18 protein-coding genes are annotated in these 21,934 nt (G+C 58.5%); 5 read left to right on the forward strand and 13 right to left on the reverse strand.

Features of this window, described 5'->3' with window-relative positions:
- Window positions 1-58 precede the first annotated feature (58 nt).
- Both pbpC and DG357_RS16940 read right to left on the reverse strand, forming a co-directional pair.
- Window positions 59-2,386, reverse strand: a complete 2,328-nt coding sequence (pbpC, locus tag DG357_RS16935; protein ID WP_088204546.1) for a peptidoglycan glycosyltransferase PbpC — start codon at window positions 2,384-2,386, stop codon at window positions 59-61.
- Between the two features lies 1 nt (window position 2,387).
- Entirely contained in the window at window positions 2,388-7,340 is a 4,953-nt protein-coding gene (locus DG357_RS16940; protein WP_088204545.1) for an alpha-2-macroglobulin family protein, read from the reverse strand.
- Window positions 7,341-7,627: 287 nt separating this feature from the next.
- Here DG357_RS16940 and DG357_RS16945 point away from each other — a divergent pair, with 287 nt between their 5' ends.
- From DG357_RS16945 to DG357_RS16960, 4 genes are all read left to right on the forward strand, one after another.
- Window positions 7,628-9,172 (forward strand): PTS transporter subunit EIIC, encoded by a 1,545-nt coding sequence (locus tag DG357_RS16945; protein WP_069733426.1) that lies wholly within the window; start codon window positions 7,628-7,630, stop codon window positions 9,170-9,172.
- Window positions 9,173-9,184: 12 nt separating this feature from the next.
- The gene (locus DG357_RS16950; protein WP_041908712.1) at window positions 9,185-10,552 is read left to right on the forward strand and encodes a 6-phospho-alpha-glucosidase; all 1,368 of its coding nucleotides are present in this window, start codon (window positions 9,185-9,187) and stop codon (window positions 10,550-10,552) included.
- A 90-nt stretch (window positions 10,553-10,642) separates the two neighbouring features.
- Window positions 10,643-11,488, forward strand: coding sequence for a 3-mercaptopyruvate sulfurtransferase (gene sseA, locus DG357_RS16955; RefSeq protein WP_088204544.1), 846 nt, complete (start codon window positions 10,643-10,645; stop codon window positions 11,486-11,488).
- A complete protein-coding gene (locus tag DG357_RS16960; RefSeq protein ID WP_088204543.1) occupies window positions 11,488-12,258 on the forward strand; it encodes a MurR/RpiR family transcriptional regulator in 771 nt (256 codons plus the stop codon). Before sseA ends, DG357_RS16960 begins: the two co-directional genes overlap by 1 nt.
- 17 nt (window positions 12,259-12,275) lie before the next feature.
- Here the strand turns inward: DG357_RS16960 and sseB are convergent, their stop codons facing one another.
- The 11 genes from sseB to trmJ all read right to left on the reverse strand — a co-directional run bounded on the left by sseB (window position 12,276) and on the right by trmJ (window position 20,998).
- Window positions 12,276-13,052: an enhanced serine sensitivity protein SseB gene (sseB, locus tag DG357_RS16965; protein WP_088204542.1), complete on the reverse strand. Its 777-nt coding sequence runs from the start codon at window positions 13,050-13,052 to the stop codon at window positions 12,276-12,278.
- Between the two features lie 96 nt (window positions 13,053-13,148).
- Window positions 13,149-14,435: an aminopeptidase PepB gene (gene pepB / locus DG357_RS16970; protein WP_088204541.1), complete on the reverse strand. Its 1,287-nt coding sequence runs from the start codon at window positions 14,433-14,435 to the stop codon at window positions 13,149-13,151.
- A gap of 53 nt (window positions 14,436-14,488) precedes the next feature.
- The gene (gene iscX, locus DG357_RS16975; protein ID WP_003860650.1) at window positions 14,489-14,689 is read right to left on the reverse strand and encodes a Fe-S cluster assembly protein IscX; all 201 of its coding nucleotides are present in this window, start codon (window positions 14,687-14,689) and stop codon (window positions 14,489-14,491) included.
- A 1-nt stretch (window position 14,690) separates the two neighbouring features.
- Window positions 14,691-15,026: an ISC system 2Fe-2S type ferredoxin gene (fdx, locus tag DG357_RS16980; protein WP_003860652.1), complete on the reverse strand. Its 336-nt coding sequence runs from the start codon at window positions 15,024-15,026 to the stop codon at window positions 14,691-14,693.
- A gap of 1 nt (window position 15,027) precedes the next feature.
- Entirely contained in the window at window positions 15,028-16,878 is a 1,851-nt protein-coding gene (hscA, locus tag DG357_RS16985) for a Fe-S protein assembly chaperone HscA (protein ID WP_045260179.1), read from the reverse strand.
- Between the two features lie 14 nt (window positions 16,879-16,892).
- Window positions 16,893-17,408 (reverse strand): co-chaperone HscB, encoded by a 516-nt coding sequence (hscB, locus tag DG357_RS16990; protein ID WP_045260178.1) that lies wholly within the window; start codon window positions 17,406-17,408, stop codon window positions 16,893-16,895.
- A gap of 76 nt (window positions 17,409-17,484) precedes the next feature.
- The gene (gene iscA, locus DG357_RS16995) at window positions 17,485-17,808 is read right to left on the reverse strand and encodes an iron-sulfur cluster assembly protein IscA (protein ID WP_003860659.1); all 324 of its coding nucleotides are present in this window, start codon (window positions 17,806-17,808) and stop codon (window positions 17,485-17,487) included.
- A gap of 13 nt (window positions 17,809-17,821) precedes the next feature.
- The gene (gene iscU / locus DG357_RS17000; protein WP_003860661.1) at window positions 17,822-18,208 is read right to left on the reverse strand and encodes a Fe-S cluster assembly scaffold IscU; all 387 of its coding nucleotides are present in this window, start codon (window positions 18,206-18,208) and stop codon (window positions 17,822-17,824) included.
- 24 nt (window positions 18,209-18,232) lie between these two features.
- Window positions 18,233-19,447: a cysteine desulfurase gene (iscS, locus tag DG357_RS17005; RefSeq protein ID WP_003860663.1), complete on the reverse strand. Its 1,215-nt coding sequence runs from the start codon at window positions 19,445-19,447 to the stop codon at window positions 18,233-18,235.
- Window positions 19,448-19,564: 117 nt separating this feature from the next.
- Window positions 19,565-20,056: a Fe-S cluster assembly transcriptional regulator IscR gene (iscR, locus tag DG357_RS17010; RefSeq protein WP_008502158.1), complete on the reverse strand. Its 492-nt coding sequence runs from the start codon at window positions 20,054-20,056 to the stop codon at window positions 19,565-19,567.
- Between the two features lie 216 nt (window positions 20,057-20,272).
- Window positions 20,273-20,998, reverse strand: coding sequence for a tRNA (cytosine(32)/uridine(32)-2'-O)-methyltransferase TrmJ (trmJ, locus tag DG357_RS17015; RefSeq protein WP_028014076.1), 726 nt, complete (start codon window positions 20,996-20,998; stop codon window positions 20,273-20,275).
- 132 nt (window positions 20,999-21,130) lie between these two features.
- On the opposite strand from trmJ, the gene suhB reads away from it, so the two are divergent.
- Complete coding sequence (gene suhB / locus DG357_RS17020; protein ID WP_028014077.1) at window positions 21,131-21,934, forward strand: inositol-1-monophosphatase; 804 nt, start codon at window positions 21,131-21,133, stop codon at window positions 21,932-21,934.

Below are 21,934 nucleotides of genomic sequence, written 5' to 3' on the forward strand. Positions count from 1 at the left end.
CGTTTTTTTTCAGGAACGAATATTGATAATTATCAAACTAACTCTTCGGGGGTAACACTTAACGGTCTAATTGAAAATTCACCGTCGCCGTTTGTCCTGAGTCATCCATTACAAGTAATTGATATTCGCCAGGCAAATATAATTTTAATGAATGAGTATTATTGCGGCCTTCTAACGGTTCTCCATTTAAAAACCACCAGCGCCCACCTTCTCCTCCAGTCGTAATAACAGATAGCGTCACGTTCCCTTCACCAGGGAGTCGCTTAATAACAGCCCCCTCTCTGATACCCGAAATCATAAGCGGTGCTGCATTGTTATTATCCAGCGGCGGGCAGAGCGTCGATCTCGCAGGAAGACGCGCAGCCCTTTTTTCCGCTGCGGGCAGCCACGGCTCCAGCGGCAGCGGCCAGACGTCGAGAACTTTTTCTGTGGCATCAGGGCAATCTGCCGCCACACGCTTGCCCGTTTTATCCAGCCAGACCGGGAAACGAATGCCGCGAATGCCTTCCTGTTCCGGCAGCAGCAGCGTGGGTGGTTCACTCCCTTCCAGCAGCCAGGTCGAAAGACGACGCCGACAGTTTTCACTGCCTTCCGGCAGCGACTGGCCGCCCGGCCAGCAGATCACGCCCCGCCCAACGCTATCCGGGCGCGGATCGCGCGGCAGGCGGGCCTCGTCTATTGTCGAGCGTGACTGAAGCACGTTATTCACCTGGTTTAATAGCGGAACCGCGCTGGCAAAACCAAACTGCCCCGCTACCGGCGTGCCGTCAGGTCGTCCGGTCCATATGCCGATGACGTAACGGGCATTCAGACCGATGGCCCAGGCATCGCGGTAGCCATAGCTGGTGCCCGTTTTCCACGCCAGCGGCGCAATTTGCGGCAGCGCACTGTCCGGCAGCGGCTGCGCTTCATTCGCCAGAATACGGCGAATAATCCACGCCGAACCTGGCGATAACAGCGGGCGTTCAGTTAGCGGGTCGCCCGGCTGTAAGCGCAACCGGCCCGCCTTGCCATGCCTTGCAAAGGCGCTGTACGCGGCGGCGATATCTGCCAGCCTCGCGCCTGCGCCACCCAGGATCAGCGACAGATTCGGCTGCGCTCCGGCAGGCAGGATCAGCGGCAGGCCTGCGTTACTCAGCATCCCGGCAAACCGTTTGGGACCGTAGGCTTCCAGCACCTGGACGGCTGGCAGGTTGAGCGAGCGCACCAGCGCTTCACTCATGCTGACCGGCCCGTGGAACCCGCTGTCAAAATTTCCCGGGCGATAATCACCGGTTTTTCTGGGCACGTCCTGAAGCAGCGAGGCGGGATGGATCAGGCCATCATCCAGCGCCATACCGTAGATAAACGGTTTCAATACCGAACCCGGGGATCGGATCGCGTTAACCATATCCACATGGCTGAAACGCGTGTCATCATTGATATCCACCGAGCCGACCCAGCCGCGCACCTTCATGTCGGTATGATCGACCACGATCATCGCCAGCGAACTGCGTGCCGGCAGGCGGGATTTCCAGTTCATCGCCAGCTCTTCCAGCTGCCGTTGCAGTCCGGCATCCAGCGTAGTGACAATCTTTGTGTCGCGGCTTTTGCCAAGCATCATGCGTGCAAAGAGCGGCGCCAGCTGCGGCATCTGCCGGGGAGCCAGCCATACCGGCTCTTCACGGGACTCTTTCACCTGCTTTGCTGACCAGACGCCCTGAATCATCATGCGATCGAGCACTTTGTTGCGTGCCGCTTCGGCCCGCTCGGGCCAGCGATCCGGGCGCAGACGGCTGGGTGCCTGCGGCAGTACCGCCAGCAATGCCGCGTCGGAGTAGCTCAGCTGCGACGGGGGTTTCCCAAGGTAGGTCCAGCTTGCTGCTCCCACGCCCTGCAGCGTGCCGCCAAACGGAGCACGATTGAGATAGAGCGTAAGAATGTCACGCTTAGAGAGGTGCCATTCCAGCTGCATCGCCCGCCAGAGCTGGCGAATTTTGCCGCCAAAGGTGCGCGGATGCGGATCCAGCAGGCGTGCCACCTGCATGGTAAGCGTGCTTCCTCCCGAAACCACTTTTCCGGAACTGAGATCCTGCCAGGCGGCGCGCAGGACAGAGAGCGGGTTTACGCCCGGATGCTCCCAGAACCAGCGATCTTCGTACTGGATCAGAGCCTCAAGATAACGGGGAGAAACCTCTTCAATGGTCACCGGGTAGCGCCAGATGCCTTCGCTGTCGGCAAAACGCCAGAGCGGCGCGCCCTTCTCGTCCACCACAACTCGTGCGGGGTTAACCTCTTTCAGAGGCAGCGGCCACAGGCGGTCGGCGGCGACAATCAGCCCCCCTAAAACGAGAAGCGCTCCCGCCAGCCAAAGCCAGCGGGAGCGTGTCAGACGCGCTATCAACATATCACGGAACAACAATCAGCGGGCCGCTGGCCGCACCCGTTGCCCGCCACTGCGGAAAGTACATAGACTCCACCATCGGAACCGGCACCTGGTAGGTGCCCGGCGTTACGGCACGGGCCAGATAAACCAGCGTAACCGGCTGACCTCTGTTTACCGGCACGGCGGCCACAAAACGGTCGTCGCGGAACTCCATGTGCTGAATGTCCGCCTGCTGCATCTGGCTGAGCAGGTTCTGCACTTCGCTGCCGCTGTCCTGCAGGCTTGCGCTGCTGCTCGCCAGGTTCTGGTTTTCCAGCTCCAGACCAGCAGGGAGGAGATCCACAACCAGCGCATCCGGAACGTTCTGGCTGGCTTTCACTTCAAGCCAGACCAGCACCAGTTCACCGCTCTTCAGCGAAGAGAGCGATTTGCTGCTGCCATCGGTTGCCAGGATATGACGTTCAACCTGCAGCACGTTGGAACTCGGCTGAGGCGCATATTCCGGATAGCCGGTGCTGTCCAGACGTACCCACAGCGGTGCCGTGCCGGTATTGGTTACCTGAAGCGCACCAAGCTGGTCGCCGCTTACGTTTTGTACCTGCGCCTTATCGCCGCCTGATGCGGTATCAGACAACGTGGTTTTCGCCTGCCATGCGCCTGACAGGGTTTGCAGCGAACGTCCGGCCAGGAACAGCGCATTGCTCTCCTGGGTGGATAGCCAGCGCTGGCTGAATGCCTGCTCAGAAAGAGCATTCAGCAGCGTATTTTGCGCATCCGGCAGCAATTTATACTCCTCCAGAAGGGAGAGCATCAGCGCGTTATCGCGAAGCGGGCTGCCGTAATCGGCCATCCATGTTTTTCTGTCGTTACGCGGTGTTTTGAGCGCCAGATCCAGCGCCTGCTGGCTGCGCGGCGCATCGCCCATCAGTTTGAGCGCCATGCCCAGCTGCATCAGCGGCAGGCCGGAAGCCGCCTGCCCATGGCGCTCCCAGATTTCACGCAGCGCGCCCAGCGGGGCTTTTTGCTGACGCGCCAGCACCAGCGAGGCATACGCCTGCACGGCAAATTTGCTGGCCTTGGCGTCGTCGCTGTAGCGGATAGACATCGTGCCCGGATCCTGCAGGTAGCGCAGCAGACGGTTGTTGGCGTTGTTCACCGCATCGGCAGGTACGCTATAACCCTGCTCGCCCGCGCGCACCAGGAAGTCAGTCACATAGGCGGTCAGCCAGTACTCTTCAGGGCCATTTTTATCCCACAAGGCAAAACCGCCATCATCACGCTGCATCTGCAGCAGACGGGAGATCCCAATATCAATGGCAGCACGGCGCTGGTCATCGGTATCTCCTTTTATACCAAGCGCGGTAAGCTGCGCGGCGTTGGTATAGAGTGACGGGAACAGGCCGCTGGTGGTCTGCTCCAGGCAGCCATACGGATACGCCTGCAGTTCACGAATATAGCGCGCCAGGTTGAGCGGTGGTTTGCCGCTCAGCAGCAGTTGCCCCTGCAGGGTGGCAGGAGAGAAACCGTTGCTGTGCTGCGCCGGTGCGTTCCAGGACTCGCCGGGGTTCAGCATGGCACCGGTATTGACCGTCTGCGCCGGGAATGCCGGACGTACGCCAATTTTCCAGCTCTTCTGCTGCGGGGCAAAGGTTTCGCCCGGAAGCTCCAGGCCGGTAACCTGCGCCGTCACCTCACCGTCGCCATAACCCTCCAGCGCACGCACCGGAATAAACAGGGTACTGCGCGCGCCCGGCGGCAACTGAACCGGCTGCGGCTGTGCACCTTCCAGCGACACTTTTCCTGTCGCGCTCAGAGCGACGTTCAGCGATTGCGGTTTGTCGGTCAGGTTAGTGAGATCCAACGTCAGCCGTGAGGTATCTCCACTTGCCAGGAAGCGCGGAGTATTAAGCTCGGTAATAACCGGCGCGGCCACCACAACCTTGCTTTCGCTGCTGCCGAAATCATCTTCCGTCCACGCCTGCGCCATCAGACGCAGTTCGCCGTTGAAATCACCAATCGGCAGCGTAACGGTGCCTTCTCCGTTGGCATCCAGCGTAACCGGCTGAGCCTGCTGGGCAATAATGGTGACGTGGTTCACCGGCGGTTTACCGCCGCGCTTGAGTTCATCGCCGTCACCACCGAAACGCAGCGCGGCCATGCGGCCCTGCCCTTCAATGACCTGGCCGTAGATATCATAGATATCGGCGCCGTAACGCTTCTGGCCGAAGAAGGCCTGCCATGGATCTGGCGTAACGTAATCGGTAATGTTCAGCACGCCGCTGTCCACCGCCGAGACCAGCACGTTCACTTTCTGCGGAACCGCCCCCTCTTTTACGCTGGCTTTCACTTTCACAGAGAGCGTCTGGTTTGGACGCATTTTCTGCGGGTTATCCAGCGCAATGTTCAGGCGGCGATTTTCGTCGCCCATCGGCAGATGCAGCAGACCAACCGCGCGCTTCGGCGTGGCGGATTTGGATTTATCGCCAGGACGCACCACCAGCGTACTGAGATAGAGATCGTGACGTTTCCAGGCTTTATCCACCGGAATGGAAAGATCGAGCCCGTTTGCCGGTACGTCGATCTCTTTCCACCACAGCGGCCCTTCGCTGGACTCGATCATCGCATAGCCCTTGCCTGCGGCTGGCGCTGCTATGTGCAGCTGGATGGTATCGCCTGGCTGATAGGCCGGTTTATCCAGTTTCAGGGTCACGCGGTCAGGGCGCACCGCACCCGTGCCGTCGCTGTTATCCTGCCAGCTGTAACCTGCCCAGAAGCGCACGCTGCTGACCACATCATCAGGCGCTTTCACTTCCAGACGGTATGAGCCCCACTCCACCGGGAAGGTGACTTTGCCGGTTTCATCGGCCTTAAGGCTAAGCTCCTGCTCGCCCTCAATCAGCTCTTTTTGATCAAACTGAGACTGCCAGCCTTCGCTCTCGGACCAGTTCCAGAAATAGTCACGGCGTTCACGGATCAGGCGTACCTGTAAGCCGGATACCGCTTTTTTCGCGCCGCTGGCATCGGCATAGACGATGTCAAAGCTGGCGTTGCCGTTCTCGTCGACGATCGGTTGGTTGACGGTGGTATCGGTACGGTAGTCGTAGACCGCCTTACTGGCGAACTGCGGACGGATACCCGGCAGTTGCGCCGCCGGCCAGATAGCCTGCTCCGCGCGGCGCGTCACCGGACGGCCGCCTGATTCCAGCAGGCTCGCCTGCAGGATCAGCTGCAGAGGAGAGTGTACCTCTTTCCACTGGCTTTCGATGGTGACCTGCCCGTGCCCCTGCTCATCCAGCGTAAGCTGCACTTCATCCAGACTGCGGCTCAGGTTTTCTTCCGCAATATCACCAAACTGGAAGCCGGGCAGCGCAGCAACGGCCTCACGCAGCGGACGCAGGAAAAGCTGGCCCTGAAGAGAATTGCCGTTGGCCGGAGCGCCATACAGGTAATAGCCCACGATGTTGAAGTCCACCTCATCCTGTGGGGAAACCGGTGCTTTTTGTCCCGTCAGATTGAGCGCCATACGCTCGGGCATAAAATCTTCGACGTGGAAATCCCACAGGCGCTGCTGGTTATCGCCCGTATTGGCGCGAATATGCCACATGCCGGTCTGCGCGCCGCTATCCAGCGGGTAGTTGAAGCGGTAGAGGCCGTTCTCAGGCTGAACAACGATCGTGCGTGCCACCTGGCCGTCCGGGCGCAGCACGTCAAGCTTCACGGGCTGATCGGGAAGCGGTTTTCCGTCGCTGTCGCGCAGCAGGCCGTTAAGGATCACCGTTTCACCCGGACGATAGAGATCGCGTGGGCCAAACATAAAGAATTGCTTGCTGAAGCCGGGGCTACCGGCGATGTCGAACTCTGCCAGGTCGAGCGCTGGGAGCTTGAGATCGAGCAGCGTAGTCTGGCCGTCTTTGCTGGCGAGGATCAGCGCGGCTTCTTTGTCTGTTTCAAGCTTCGCATGGCCGTCGGCGTCGCTGCTGGCTTCGGCGAGCGTCTGACCTTTGTCATTCAGCAGCGTGACGGTGACGCCGGACTGCGCCGCACCGTTTTCCAGGCTCTGGGTGAAAATGTCCAGCCGGTTATGATAGCGGTGAGCAGACAAACCGATATCGCTCAGGGTAAAGAGCGTTGCGGCATTGCTGTAGTTGTAGTGCCCTGCCTGGTTCATGACGGCGATATAAACGCCGGACTGCTGAAGCGGCTTGATATCTTTAAGCGGCAGGAGCAGTTTTTCACGCGTGTTGCGCGCCGGGTTGAGGTCAAAACGACCGGTATAGACCAGTTCCGCCATCTTCAACAGATTGTCAGATTCCCAGTTGGTCAGCGAGTTGCGGTACTCCCACTGGCTGACAAACGAGGCCAGCGATTCCGGCTTCACGCGGTAGAAATTGACGTCCACATTGTTGACGTTAAGCGCCATCACCGGCAGCCCTTCCACCACTTTGCCCGGCAGCAGCGAGCCGCGGCTGGCGAAACCGACCGACGGCTCTATATCTCGCGTGGTCAGGGCTTTTTCATAATCAATGCCAAAGGTCGCTTTGTTCAGCGCCACCAGGCCACGATCCACGGTGATGACCAGGTTTCGGTTAGGCTCCAGATGGCGCAGGCGAAGCTCTTTCAGGTTAGGCGCAAGTTCCCACGCCCCGTCAACTTTGCCGCTTTTCTTATCCACGACGTGAACCGTCTTCGCGAAATCCTGTTCCGGATCCAGCGGGACAGAGAAGGTCAGCACCAGCGTAGCGGCGCCGTCCAGTTGCACTTCAGACGCATCAAGCAGAGTCAGCGCTTTTCCCTGACTCTGGGCGGCCATTTTAGCCAGCTTTTCAGCGTCGGGCTTTTCCGCGGCTTTCGGTGTTGATGCGGTGGATGCTGCGGGAGCCGCAGCCTGAGGTTTATCGTCGCTGTTATCACAGCCGACAAGCGTAAAGGTGGTGAGCAGCGCGAGAGAGATCGCGGCTAAGCGAAACGGTTTCATCCTGTGTCCCTGGCCTGAGGGGGCCTGTTGGTCGTCGTCCGGATAAGTATTATCCGCAAGTTTCGTTAATACAAAAAGTCCAATTTAAGAATCTGGAAAGCGCCTCGCAGAATGGCATCACGCCGCTACACCGGGATGGAACCGCGATCACAACGCATAACGTCACATGTTACCTTTTACGTCATTTGTTTTTAAAACAAGAGGATAGCTGGATATGTTCGCTCAGAGCCTGCTAGTTTTATGACCATGACGCACCCCGAGTGCGCGGTTCAAAAAGAGAGAAAGCCATGAAACGAGCCGTGAACGCCCTACAAAATTTCGGAAAATCATTATACGGACCGGTACTTATCTTACCGATTGTCGGTCTGTTTATCGCCTTTGGCAATGTGCTGGGCAACGGTAACCTGGCCGAATACCTGCCGTTCCTTGGTCATCCGCTTATCCAGAGTATCGGCCAGCTGATCGCCAAATCTGCCGTGTCGGTGCTGGTCAACCTGGCGCTGGTGTTTGCCGTCGGGATCCCGATTGGTCTGGCGACGCGCGATAAAGGCTACGCGGCGCTGATTGGGCTGGTGACTTTCGTGGTGTTTATCAACGCCATGAACGTGACGCTGCAGCTGCAGGGCGAGCTTGCCCCTGCTGAGCAGATGAAAGCCGCCGGGCAAAGCATGGTGCTGGGCGTTCAGGTGCTGGAGATGGGCGTTTTCGCCGGGATCCTGACCGGGGCACTCTCCGGTTATCTGTACAACAAATACTCCGGCGTACAGTTTAACGGCGCGATGGCGATTTACTCCGGCCACTGTTTTGTCGCCATTGTCATGTTGCCCGTCTCTATGCTGCTCGGCGTGGTAATGAGCGAACTCTGGCCGTTTGCCCAGCACGGCATTAGCGCCCTGGCACTGGCAATTAAAGGCTCTGGCCCGTTCGGGGTGGCGATCTACGGTTTCCTTGAGCGCATTCTGGTGCCGACCGGCCTGCACCATCTGGTTTATACGCCGTTCCTGTATACCGAACTGGGGGGCACGCAGGAGGTGTGCGGCACGGCTTACCAGGGGGCGCGCAATATCTACTTCGCCGAGATGGCCTGCCCGGACGTGAAGCAGCTCAGCAGCACGGTAGTGTGGGACGCGCGCGGCATCAGCAAGATGTTCGGCCTGCCCGCCGCGGCGCTGGCGATGTACATGACCGCGAAGCCGGAGCGTAAGGCGATTGCGAAAGCCATTCTGATCCCGGCGGCGCTAACCTCGCTGCTGGTCGGCGTGACCGAACCGATTGAATTCTCCTTCCTGTTCGTCGCCCCGCTACTGTTCGTGGTGCATGCGGTCCTGACCGGTATTGGCATGATGCTGTTCTCGCTGCTGGGCGTTCATGCCATCGGCGCCAACGGGATTATCGATTTCATTCTCTACAACCTGCCGCTCGGAACCGAGAAATCCAACTGGCCGATGTACATCGTGGTTGGGCTGATCATGTTTGCCCTCTACTTCGTGGTGTTCCGCTTCCTTATCCTGCGTTTCAACATGAAAACGCCGGGCCGTGAGGATGAAGATCAGGAGACACGCCTCTACAGCAAGCAGGAGTACCAGGCGAAAGGCAATAACGACGGGCTGGGCGAGTCCATCGTGGTGGGCCTGGGCGGCCGGGAAAATATTGAGGTTGTGGATAACTGCTACACCCGCTTACGCGTCACGGTGAAGGATGTCGCCATCATCGACGAGCCGCGCCTGAAGGCGACCGGCGCGAAAGGGGTTATCAAACAAGGTAACAACGTTCAGGTGGTCTACGGGCTGCACGTCAAAAAAATGCGAGAAGCCGTTGAGACGTTTCTCTGAAAGGAGCTAAAGATGTTTACACCCCCATTCATTCTGTCGATTGCCGGCGGCGGCAGCACTTACACGCCGGGTATTGTGAAAAGCCTGATGGTGCGCCTGCAGGATTTTCCGCTGGCCGAAATCCGCCTCTATGACATCGACGAGGCGCGTCAGAACACCATTGCGCCGGTGGTTGAGAAAGTGATTCGCGACCACAGCCAGAGCATCAAATTTACCGTCACCAGTGACCCGGAAGTGGCCTTCAGCGGCGCGCATTTCGTTTTCGCCCAGATGCGCGTCGGCCAGTACAAAATGCGCGAGCAGGATGAGAAGATCCCGCTGCGTCACGGCGTGGTCGGCCAGGAGACCTGCGGCCCCGGCGGGCTGGCCTACGGACTGCGCACGATCCTGCCGATGGTCGAGCTTATCGATCTGGTGGATCGCTACGCGCATGAGAAAGCCTGGATCGTGAACTACTCCAACCCGGCGGCGATCGTCGCGGAGGGCGTGCGACGCCTGCGACCAAATGCTCGCGTGCTGAACATCTGCGATATGCCGGTCGCGGCGATGCGTAATATGGGGGCCATTCTGGGTGTCGATCGTCGCAAACTGGAGGTGGACTACTTTGGCCTGAACCACTTCGGCTGGTTTACCCGCGTGCTGGTGGACGGCGAGGACAAATTACCGGAGCTGCGTAAACATATCGCGAAGTTTGGCCTGCTGACGGAAGATGCGGCCAAAACCGATCCGCAGCACTCGGATCCTTCGTGGGTTAAAACCTGGCGCAACATCAAGCCGATTATGGATAACTTCCCGGAGTACCTGCCGAACCCGTACCTGCAGTACTACCTGATGCCGAACCAGATTGTGGAGCATCAGAACCCCGACTATACCCGCGCCAATGAAGTGATGAACGGGCGTGAGAAAAAACTTTTTGCTGCTGCTGAAGAGTACAAGCGCACCGGGATTTTACCGGATGCCTTCCACGTGGGCGTTCACGGCGAGTTTATCGTCGATGTCGCCTGCTCGCTGGCCTTTAACCTGCGCCAACGCCATCTGGTAATGGTGGAGAACCGTGGGGCGATTACTAATCTGCCATACGATGCAGTGGTGGAAGTACCCGCCTACATCACCTCCGAAGGGCCGGAGCCTGTGCGCGTGGGGCTGGTACCGCTGTTCCACCAGACCCTGCTGCAACAGCAACTGGCGTCTGAACAGCTGCTGGTAGAGGCGACCATCGAAGGCAGCTATGAGAAAGCGCTTCAGGCGTTCACCCTCAACCGCACCGTGCCCACCATGGAGCACGCAAAAGCGATTCTGGATGAGATGATAGAAGCCAACCGCGACTACTGGCCTGCGCTGCAAAAAGCCTGGCAGGACGGCGAAACGGTGAAAAAATAGGGGCTTGCTCGCGAGTTGAACGTGGTTTGCTTGTCGGTGTCAGAAAAAACACCGACAATCCTTTTTTACGGAAAAGAATGGAGGCAACCCATGTCCACCTCATATTTTGTCGCCGCCGACTGGCTGATTGAGCACGGCGACGATCCGGAAGTCCAGATTATTGACGCGCGTATGGCCCCGCCGGGCCAGGAACATCGTGACGTTCCCGGTGAATACCGCGCAGGGCATCTGCCTGGCGCGGTATTTTTTGATATCGAAGCCCTCTCCGATCATACCTCTCCCCTGCCGCACATGCTGCCGCGCCCGGAAGCGTTTTCCGTGGCGATGCGCGAGCTGGGCGTCAGCAAAGACAAACATCTTGTTGTTTACGATGAAGGCAATCTGTTCTCCGCGCCGCGCGCATGGTGGATGCTGAAACAGTTTGGCGTGGAAAAAGTCTCGATTCTGGCGGGCGGTCTGGCGGGCTGGAAGCGTGACGAGCTGCCGCTCCAGCAGGGCGACGTGACGCTGCCGGAAGGCGAGTTCGACGCGACGTTCGACGCTAACGTGGTGAAGCGCCTGACCGACGTACTGGTCGCGAGCCATGAAAAGACGGCGCAAATCGTCGATGCGCGCCCTGCACCACGCTTTAACGCTGAAGCGGATGAACCACGTCCAGGGCTGAGACGAGGCCATATTCCAGGTGCGCTGAACGTGCCGTGGGGCGACCTGGTGTTTGAGGGCGAGCTGAAAACTACCGACGAGCTGCGTGCCATTTTTGACCGCGCGGGCGTGGATTTACATCGCCCGATTATTGCCAGCTGCGGCTCCGGCGTGACGGCCTGCGTGGTGATCCTGGCGCTTGCCACCCTCGGCGTCAACGACGTTACGCTCTACGACGGCGCCTGGAGCGAATGGGGGTCGCGTGACGATCTGCCAGTTGAACCGGCGAAATAATGGATAACCGCCTGGCCACGCTGTTAACGCGCGGGGCGTCGCTGACCCGCGCGGAGTATCGCGTCCTCGCCCACCTGACGGAGCATCCGCTGCTGGTGGGCAACATTACGGTGCGCGAGCTGGCGCAGGCGACGTTTGTTTCTACCGCCACCATTATGCGGCTGTGTCAGAAGCTGGGGTTTAGCGGCTTTAGCGAGTTTATCTGGCACTGCAAGCAGCTGCTCTCCGACACGCCGCATATTGCCGCTCAGGCGCAATCCCTTCCTGAGCTCCCGGCGCTGTTTAATCAGTTTATCGCTAACTATCAGCACACCTTTCAGTGGGTCACGCAGGAGAAGCGCCAGCAGTTTGCCAGCCTGCTGCACCAGAAAGAGAGCTTCTTTCTCTACGGCGCCGGGTTTTCCTATCTCTTTGCCGAATACCTGACCAAGAAGCTGCAGGTGTTGGGCAAAACGGCGTTCATCTCCGGGCCGGGGGACAGCCGAAACATTTTTCTCAGCAACGCCGCGCGTTATCAGGTATTTATCGCCGTTTCGCGAAGCGGCGAAACGGAACAGGTGCTGGATAAGGCGCGAATTGCCAAAAACGTCGGCATGACGGTCGTCGCCTTTACCCGCGCCTCGGCCAATACGCTGGCGGGCATGGCGGACGTGCACTTTGCGCTGTATGACGAAGCGGTGCACTTCGCTGCCGAAGCCGCGGGCGTGACGTCGTTTGAGTCGAATCTGGTGCTGCTGATGGATTTACTGCTGCTGGAGGCAACGGGGTGACATTCACCCCGCCGTAATCAGATGATGCGGTTGGTCTTGAGATCGCGCAGGAAGCCGCCCCAGCGACGCTCGTAGAACGGCGTGATATGCTCGGTGATGAAGTGGCTGATGCCCTTCTCACCTTTCGTCACCTGACAGATATCGATCGGCTCATCGCCCGGCAGCGTGTCGGTGGCCACGCTTCCCGCCGCCTGAATGATGTCGTCGATATCGCCGTCGGCTTCAATCCCAATCAGCAGAACAGGCTTTTCGTCAGCGCTCTCTTTGATAGAGCAGAGGAACGCGCGTCTTACCGGTTTCAGAGTTTTGAACAGCGTGGTCAGCGAATCGATCATCTGCGCAGGCGGCTCGGCCACCTCAGACAGTAGCAGCGTTTCGCCCCCTTCCAGCACTTCCTGCGTGCTGAGCGGATTGCCCTCTTCACCAATCAGGTGGCTGATCTCGCGCGGGGTGAACTCTTTCCCGGTTGGCAGCTTAGCGTTAAGGAATAGCGTCTGGCCCAGCGTCATTTCGAACAGCGTGCGCACCGGCATCACCACGAACGCCTGTTCATCTTCTACCGCTTCCTGCAACGCTTCCAATGAAGTAAAGAACGGGATAACCGACGTGCCGTCATCTTTCTCCCAGTGCAGCAGATCCAGCGCGCTGTCTTCGACAACCTGCTCACCTTCCGCCGCGGTACCCGGTACCCAGACGGTGGATTCCAGCAGCGTGCGGAAAAATGCCGGACGGTGGGCGGGCTCGGTCGCCGCCTGTTCCAGCAGGATTTCTAATTCGTTTTTGGTATCTGACATAGTTTGGCTACTTCAATAAACGCCGGGTGGCGCTTTGCTTACCCGGCCTACAAAACCACAGGCCCGTGCAAGCGCAGCGCCGCCGGGCAAAAAAGATCACTCAGCCGTCAGCAGGTTCGCCACGGTACGCACGCCCAGACCGGTCGCACCCGCGGACCACTGCTCAACTGCCGCCTTACGGTAGGTTGCGGAGCAGTCGATGTGCAGCCAGCCTTCGTGATAGTTCTCAACGAAGTGCGACAGGAAGCCTGCTGCGGTACTTGCCCCCGCCGGGTACGCCGCGCTCGCGGTGTTATTCAGCTCGGCAAAGTTAGACGGCAGCTGGCTGCGGTGGAACTCGGCCAGCGGCAGACGCCAGAACGGTTCGTTTTCCGCAGCCGCGCTTGCCAGCAGGCGAGCGGCCAGCTTGTCGTCAAAGCTGAACAGCGCGTGGTAGTCGTTGCCCAGGGCGGTTTTCGCCGCGCCGGTCAGGGTCGCCATGTCGATAATCAGCTCTGGCTTCTGGGCAGAGGCGTCGATCAGGCCATCGGCCAGCACCAGACGGCCTTCGGCATCGGTGTTCATCACTTCGACATTTTTACCGTTGCGGTAGCGAATGATGTCGCCCAGCTTGAAGGCGTTGCCGCTCACCATGTTGTCCGCGCAGCATAGGTAGAGCTTCACGCGCTTGTTCAGACCGCGGGTGATGGCGAACGCCAGCGCGCCGGTGATGGTTGCCGCGCCGCCCATGTCGGACTTCATGGAATCCATGAACGCGCTCTGCTTCAGGCTGTAGCCGCCGGTGTCGAAGGTGATACCTTTACCGACCAGGCAGGCAAAGACCGGCGCTTCTTTATCGCCGGTTGGGTTGTAATCCAGCGCCAGCAGGACCGGAGGACGCTCAGAACCACGGCCCACGGTGTGGATGCCCATGTAGTTCTGCTCGCGCAGATCTTCACCTTTGGTGATGCGGTAGGACATGTTATCCCCCGCCACGCCGCACAGCAGGTCAACGGCGCGCTGCGCAAGCTGTTCAGGACCAAGCTCTTCCGCCGGGGCGTTGATGGTGTCGCGCACCCAGTCGATAATGTGCAGGCGGCTTTCCAGCTCTTTTTGACCGGCTTCGTCGAGGTTCGCCCATTCAATTTTGCGGGTGCCTTTCGGGCCTTTGTAGCCCGCCCAGAACGCCCAGCTGCGGTCAGTATCCCAACCTTCGCCTTCCAGCGAGACATGCTTAATGCCCAGGCCGTCAATTTTACGCGCGGCGCGCTGGATCAGACCTAAATCATCTTTGCCCGTCAGGTGCAGGGTGATACCGTCGTTGTTGATGCTGTAGCTGGCTTTCTCGCCCCAGCGCGCGTCGGCGGGCTGCGTAGAGAGCGTAATCTTCATCGCTTCGGTCATTTTATTTATCCTTATTAGCAAACGGGCCGCCTGAAGGCAGCCCGTTAAGTGATTTACTCTGCTTCATCTAACCAGACTAACAGAATCGCCTCCAGAATTTTTTCATTGGATGCGTTTGGATCGTCGTCGAAATCCTCTAAATCGCAGATCCACTGGTGCATGTCGGTGAATCGTACGGTTTTGGGATCGAGATCCGGGTTCGCGTCGTAGAGCGCTTCGCCGATTTCACGGCTGTCTGTCCACTTCAGTCCCATATTAATGCTCGCGTGCGTGGTTGATGGTGTAGCGTGGGAATTCCACGACCAGATCTTCATCGGTCACCGCGGCCTGGCAGCTCAGGCGGCTGTCTGGCTCCAGACCCCATGCTTTATCCAGCATGTCGTCTTCGTCTTCGGTGCTCTCGGCGAGAGAGTCAAAACCTTCACGCACGATGCAGTGGCAGGTGGTGCAGGCACAGGATTTTTCACAGGCGTGTTCCACTTCGATACCTGCACGCAGGGCAACATCGAGAATGGTTTCACCGGTCTTCGCTTCCAGAACAGCGCCATCCGGACAGAGGTCCGCATGAGGCAAAATAACAATCTTTGGCATATTAAACCTCGTCCACGGACTGGCCTTTCAGCGCGACGCGGACAGATTTGTCCATGCGGCGAGCAGCGAAGTCCTGGGTTTGTTTATCAACGTTTTTAATGGCTTCTTCTATTGCGTCAGCGTCATTGCCTTCGGCGACTGCGCGTAAGCGCGCGGCAGCCTCGTCAATCACCTGACGCTCGGCGGCGCTTAACAGCGCGGCATCGGCAGCGAGCGCCCCGTTCAGACTTTCCAGCACACGTGCGGCTTCAACTTTCTGTTCAGCCAGCATACGCGCCTTCACATCCTGCTCGGCGTAGCTCATTGAATCCTGGATCATGGAGGCGATTTCGCCATCGGTCAGGCCGTAGGACGGCTTCACCTGGATGGACGACTCCACGCCGGTCGATTTTTCCATCGCCGTGACGCTCAGCAGGCCGTCCGCATCTACCTGGAAGGTCACGCGGATATGCGCCCCGCCAGCTGGCAGCGCCGGGATGCCCCGCAGCGCAAAGCGCGCCAGAGAGCGGCAGTCCTGCACCAGTTCGCGCTCGCCCTGCATCACATGGATGGACATCGCGGTCTGGCCGTCTTTGAAGGTGGTGAACTCCTGCGCACGCGCCACCGGAATGGTGGTGTTACGCGGGATCACTTTCTCCACCAGGCCGCCCATGGTTTCTAAACCGAGAGACAGCGGGATGACATCCAGCAGCAGCATTTCGCTGTCCGGCTTGTTGCCAACCAGAATATCGGCCTGGATAGCGGCGCCGACGGCAACCACTTTGTCCGGGTCGATGGAGGTCAGCGGCGTGCGGCCAAAGAATTCGCCCACGCGCTCGCGCACCAGCGGCACGCGTGTTGAGCCGCCCACCATGACCACTTCCAGCACCTCGTCAGCCTCCACGCCCGCATCCTTCAATGCGCGACGGCAGGCCAGCAGGGTGCGTTTAACCAGAGGCGCAATCAGCTCGCTGAACTGGTCGCGGGTGATTTCACCCTGCCAGCCTGCGACATTAACGCTGACCGACTGCGCATCGCTCAGCGCAATTTTGGCGTCGATGGCGGCATCCAGCAGTTCGCGCTGAACGCGCGCATCGCTGCGATCGCTGATGCCCGCCTGATCGCGGATGTAGTCCGCCAGCAGATGGTCGAAATCATCGCCGCCGAGCGCGGAATCCCCGCCGGTCGCCAGCACTTCAAACACCCCGCGGCTCAGGCGCAGGATAGAAATATCAAAGGTGCCGCCGCCCAGATCGTAGACCGCAATTACCCCTTCCTGACCGGAGTCGAGGCCGTAGGCAATCGCCGCCGCCGTCGGTTCGTTCAGCAGGCGCAGCACGTGCAGGCCCGCCAGACGCGCGGCGTCTTTGGTGCCCTGACGCTGTGCGTCGTCAAAATAGGCCGGAACGGTGATCACTACGCCGTCCAGATCGCCGCCGAGCGTCGCCGTCGCGCGCGCCGCCAGCGCTTTGAGGATGTCAGCAGACACGCGAATTGGGTTCAGCAAACCGGCCGCCGTGGCAATCATCGGCAGACCGTTTTCACTGGCCTGCAGCTGATACGGCAGGTGCGGGTAGCGGGTCTGGATATCAGCCAGCGAGCGGCCCATCATGCGCTTTACGGAGCTGATGGTGTTGGCCGGATCGCGCGCGGCGTTGGCGCGGGCGTCATAGCCGACCGCGTGCCCCTGCTGCTGGTAGTGGACCACGGAAGGCAGCAGATGGCGGCCCTGCTCGTCGGCCAGCGTTTCCGCCTGGCCGCTGCGCACGGTCGCCACGAGGGAATTGGTGGTGCCCAGGTCAATACCGACCGCCAGACGACGCTGGTGCGGTGCGGCGCTTAAGCCAGGCTCACTAATTTGTAATAAGGCCATAATTGCTTCCGAAATTAAAAATCGAGCAGCTTTTCTTCGAGTTGTTCAGCGCTGCTTCGCAGTTTATCGAGAAAACGGAGTTTGCGCACAGTGTCTGCCGCCACGTCCCAGGTCTCGTTGTTCAGTTGCTCCACCATCTGCTGATGGCGGGTATCGAACATGCCCTTCACGCGCGTGATAAAACGTTCCAGACGCGCTTCGTCTTTGGCCTGTTCAATCTCATCCAGCTCTTCGCGCAGCTCCAGCTGTTCCATCAGAAACGCGGTGTCGCGCACGGTGTGCTGTTCGCTCGCCAGATCAAAGCCGTGGAGCGAGAGCAGATATTCTGCACGCGCCAGCGGATGGCGCAGCGTCTGCCAGGCCTGGTTGATGGTCGCGGAGTGCGATACCGCAGCCAGCTGCTCTGCCTGCGTCCCGCTGGCGAATTTATCCGGATGATACTGACGCTGCAGATCCTGAAAACGGACCGTCAGCGCCTGAAGATCGATCGGGTATTGAGCGGGTAGTCCGAAGAGAGTGAAGTAATCCATAACAATCTCAGGGGTAGCCTGTTAGAACAAACCCCACGCGCAGCAAAGCCACGGTGGGGTTTCGGATGACGCGCGGTTAAACGTGGAAGCTTTCGCCGCAACCACACTCGTCTTTGACGTTCGGGTTCGTGAATTTGAACCCTTCGTTCAGGCCTTCTTTTACGAAGTCCAGCTGAGTGCCGTTGAGAAATTGCAGGCTTTTGCCATCGACCACCACCTTCACGCCCTTGTCTTCAAACACGGTGTCATCAGACGCCGGCTCGTCAACAAACTCCAGTACGTAAGCCATACCAGAACAGCCGGAGGTACGTACGCCCAGTCGCAGGCCAAAGCCTTTACCACGGTTCGCCAGAAAAGAGCTTACTCGCGCGGCAGCGCTGTCGCTAAGGGTAATCGACATACTCAAACCTCAATTATTTTGCTTCACGTTTGCTTTTGTAATCCGCAATGGCGGCTTTGATCGCGTCTTCTGCCAGAATAGAACAGTGAATTTTCACCGGTGGCAGTTCGAGTTCTTCAGCAATATCCGTGTTCTTAATTGCCTGTGCTTCGTCCAGAGACTTGCCCTTCACCCACTCGGTGACCAGGGAGCTGGACGCAATTGCAGAACCGCAGCCGTAGGTCTTGAAGCGCGCGTCTTCAATGATACCTTCATTGTTGACTTTAATCTGCAACTTCATTACGTCGCCACACGCCGGCGCGCCAACCATGCCGCTACCGACAGATTCATCGCTGTTGTCAAAAGAGCCAACGTTGCGCGGGTTCTCGTAATGATCGATAACTTTTTCGCTGTATGCCATGATTGAATTCTCCTTATATACCGATTAGTGATGTGACCATTCAATGCTGTTCAGATCCACGCCCTGCTTGAACATTTCCCACAGTGGAGAAAGGTCGCGCAGACGGCCAATGGAGTTACGAACCAGCTTGATGGTGTAGTCAATCTCTTCTTCGGTAGTGAAACGACCTAAAGAGAAACGGATAGAGCTGTGTGCCAGCTCGTCAGTCATACCCAGCGCGCGCAGCACGTAGGATGGCTCCAGGCTTGCAGACGTACAGGCAGAACCGGAAGAAACGGCCAGGTCTTTCAGCGCCATGATCAGCGATTCGCCTTCAACATAGTTGAAGCTGACGTTGAGGATGTTCGGCGCGCCCTGCTCGAGATCGCCGTTCAGATACACTTCTTCCATATCTTTCACGCCGTCCCACAGACGGTTACGCAGCGTGCGCAGGCGTGCCATCTCGGTTTCCATCTCTTCTTTCGCAATGCGGTACGCTTCGCCCATGCCCACGATCTGGTGAACAGGCAGCGTACCGGAACGCATGCCGCGCTCGTGACCGCCGCCGTGCATCTGTGCTTCGATGCGGATACGTGGCTTACGACGAACGTACAGCGCGCCAATCCCTTTCGGGCCATAGATTTTGTGGCCGGAGAAGGACATCAGGTCCACTTTCAGCTGGCTCAGGTCGATAGGCAGTTTGCCCACGCTCTGGGTCGCATCAACGTGATAGATGATACCGCGCGCGCGGCACATTTCGCCGATGGTGGCGATGTCCTGAACGACGCCGATTTCGTTATTAACGTGCATGATGGAGACCAGGATGGTGTCGTCACGCATCGCCGCTTCGAGCTCTTTCAGGTCAATAATACCGTTGCTCTGCGGCGCCAGATAGGTCACTTCGAACCCTTCACGCTCCAGCTGGCGGCAGGTGTCCAGCACGGCTTTGTGTTCGGTTTTGCTGGTGATGATGTGCTTGCCTTTTTTCTGATAAAAGTTGGCTGCACCTTTGATCGCCAGGTTGTCGGATTCGGTCGCACCGGAGGTGAAAACAATCTCACGCGGGTCGGCACCCACCAGGTCAGCAATCTGATTACGGGCGATATCCACCGCCTCTTCAGCATGCCAGCCAAAACGGTGTGAACGGGAAGCTGGGTTACCAAAGTTTCCGTCCAGGGTCAGACACTGCATCATTTTCTCGGCAACACGCGGGTCCACCGGCGTGGTTGCGGAGTAGTCGAGATAAATCGGTAATTTCATTGCTCTATAAACTCCGTACATCGCTTCAATGCAAGGAATCAGGCAACCGGCTGGATGTACGACCGAGTACGCGGGGTGTGACCACCCCGGCCTGATTCTGAAATACTTATCGTTTTATTACGCGCGTAATTTGACGTCGATAGCGTCCTGCGCGCGGGTGCTGCGTTGTGAATCATGGCTGTGCTGACGGCCTGATACGTCCAGAACTTCCTGGTTATTGACCAGTTCACCGAGGGTGATGTTGTTCAGGAAGCCGGTCAGACGGTCGCTTAGATCGCGCCACAGCGCGTGGGTCAGGCACTTATCGCCGCCCTGGCAGCCGCCTTTACCCTGGCAACGGGTTGCGTCAACGGATTCATCCACCGCGCTAATCACTTCACCAACCGCAATACTGCCCGCGTCTTTACCCAGCAGATAACCGCCGCCCGGGCCACGAACGCTGGACACCAGTCCATTTTTACGCAGTCTGGAGAACAGCTGTTCCAGGTAAGAGAGGGAGATCCCTTGTCGTTCAGAAATATCAGCCAACGGAACCGGGCCCGCTTCGGAGTTGAGCGCAACGTCCAGCATCGCGGTCACGGCATAACGCCCTTTAGATGTCAGTCTCATGTCTTACTTAACCTCAAACTCGCCCCTGCCCGGGGTTTTTTATTGTAAAATGGGGGTATTGCATAGCAGGGCCAAGTCTGACATTCCTGACTAAAATGGTCAACTATTTACTTGACTGTTTTAGTCAGGTATTTAACCTTCTGTGCCTTCATAATATAGGTGCGGCCTGATGCCCTCACCCTAACCCTCTCCCACGGGGAGAGGGGGAAATCGGCACTACTCTTTATTCTTCTGCTCGATCGACGCCAGAATTCCGCGCAGGATGTTCAGCTCCTGGCTTTCCGGACGCGCGCGGGTAAACATGCGGCGCAGTTTGTTCATTACCTGGCCAGGGTGGCCTTCACGGATGAAGCCGGTAGCGAGCAGCGTCTGCTCCAGGTGACCGTAGAAACGCTCAAGGTCGTCCACCAGCGGGTAGGCCGTCTCTTCTTTCGGTTCTGCCTGCTTCTCCTGCGTCGCCAGCCACGCCATACGCACCTCGTAGGCGATTACCTGCACCGCCATCGCCAGATTCAGCGAGCTGTATTCCGGGTTGGCGGCAATCGCCACGTGGTAGTGGCACTTCTGCAGTTCGTCGTTGGTCAGGCCAACGCGCTCGCGGCCAAACACCAGCGCAACCGGTGCCTGCTCTGCTTCCGAGACGCTTTTCAGGCCGCATTCGCGCGGATCCAGCATCGGCCACGGCAGCGTGCGGGAGCGCGCACTGGTGCCCACCACCAGGCTGCAACCGGCCAGCGCTTCATCCAGCGTGTCCACGATCTGCGCGTTGCCGATCACGTCGCTGGCCCCGGCCGCCAGAGCGATGGCCTGGGAGTCTGGTTTCACCAGCGGATTAACCAGCCACAGGTTCGTTAAGCCCATGGTTTTCATAGCGCGGGCCACAGAGCCCATGTTGCCGGTATGCGATGTTTCGACCAGCACGATTCGAATGTTTTGCAGCATAATTTTTAGATGTCTGGGTTCAGTGTCTGAAGAATATTCGGGCATATTATCATAAACGGGAGACATAATCCGATCCCGCTGCTATACTCTGCGCCGATTTTCCTGTTCTTTAACATCCAGTGAGAGAGACCGATGCATCCGATGCTGACCATCGCCGTGCGCGCAGCGCGCAAGGCGGGTAATGTAATTGCCAAACACTACGAAACGCCAGACTCCGTAGAAACCAGCCAGAAAGGCAGCAATGATTTCGTGACTAACGTCGATAAAGCCGCAGAAGCGATTATTATCGAAACGATCCGCAAATCTTACCCGCAGCACACCATCATCACCGAAGAAAGCGGTGAACATGAAGGTACCGATCAGGATGTTCAATGGGTTATCGATCCACTGGATGGCACCACCAACTTCGTTAAACGCCTGCCACACTTCTCTGTGTCAATCGCAGTACGCATTAAAGGCCGTACTGAAGTCGCCGTTGTTTACGATCCAATGCGTAACGAACTGTTCACCGCGACCCGCGGCCAGGGCGCACAGCTGAACGGCTACCGTCTGCGCTGCAGCAACGCACGCGACCTGGACGGCACCATCCTGGCGACCGGCTTCCCGTTCAAGGCGAAGCAGCACGCAACCACCTATATGAATATCCTGGGCAAGCTGTTCACCGAATGCGCGGACTTCCGTCGCACCGGCTCTGCTGCGCTGGATCTGGCCTACGTGGCAACCGGCCGCGTTGACGGTTACTTCGAACTGTCACTGAAGCCGTGGGACTTCGCTGCGGGCGAGCTGATCGCACGTGAAGCAGGCGCGATTGTTTGCGATTTCACCGGCGGCCACAACTACATGACCACCGGCAACATCGTTGCGGGTAACCCACGCGTTGTTAAAGCCATGCTGGCCAACATGCGTGACGAGCTGAGCGATGCGCTGAAGCGTTAA

The organism is Enterobacter bugandensis (assembly GCF_900324475.1).
GTDB lineage: Bacteria > Pseudomonadota > Gammaproteobacteria > Enterobacterales > Enterobacteriaceae > Enterobacter > Enterobacter bugandensis.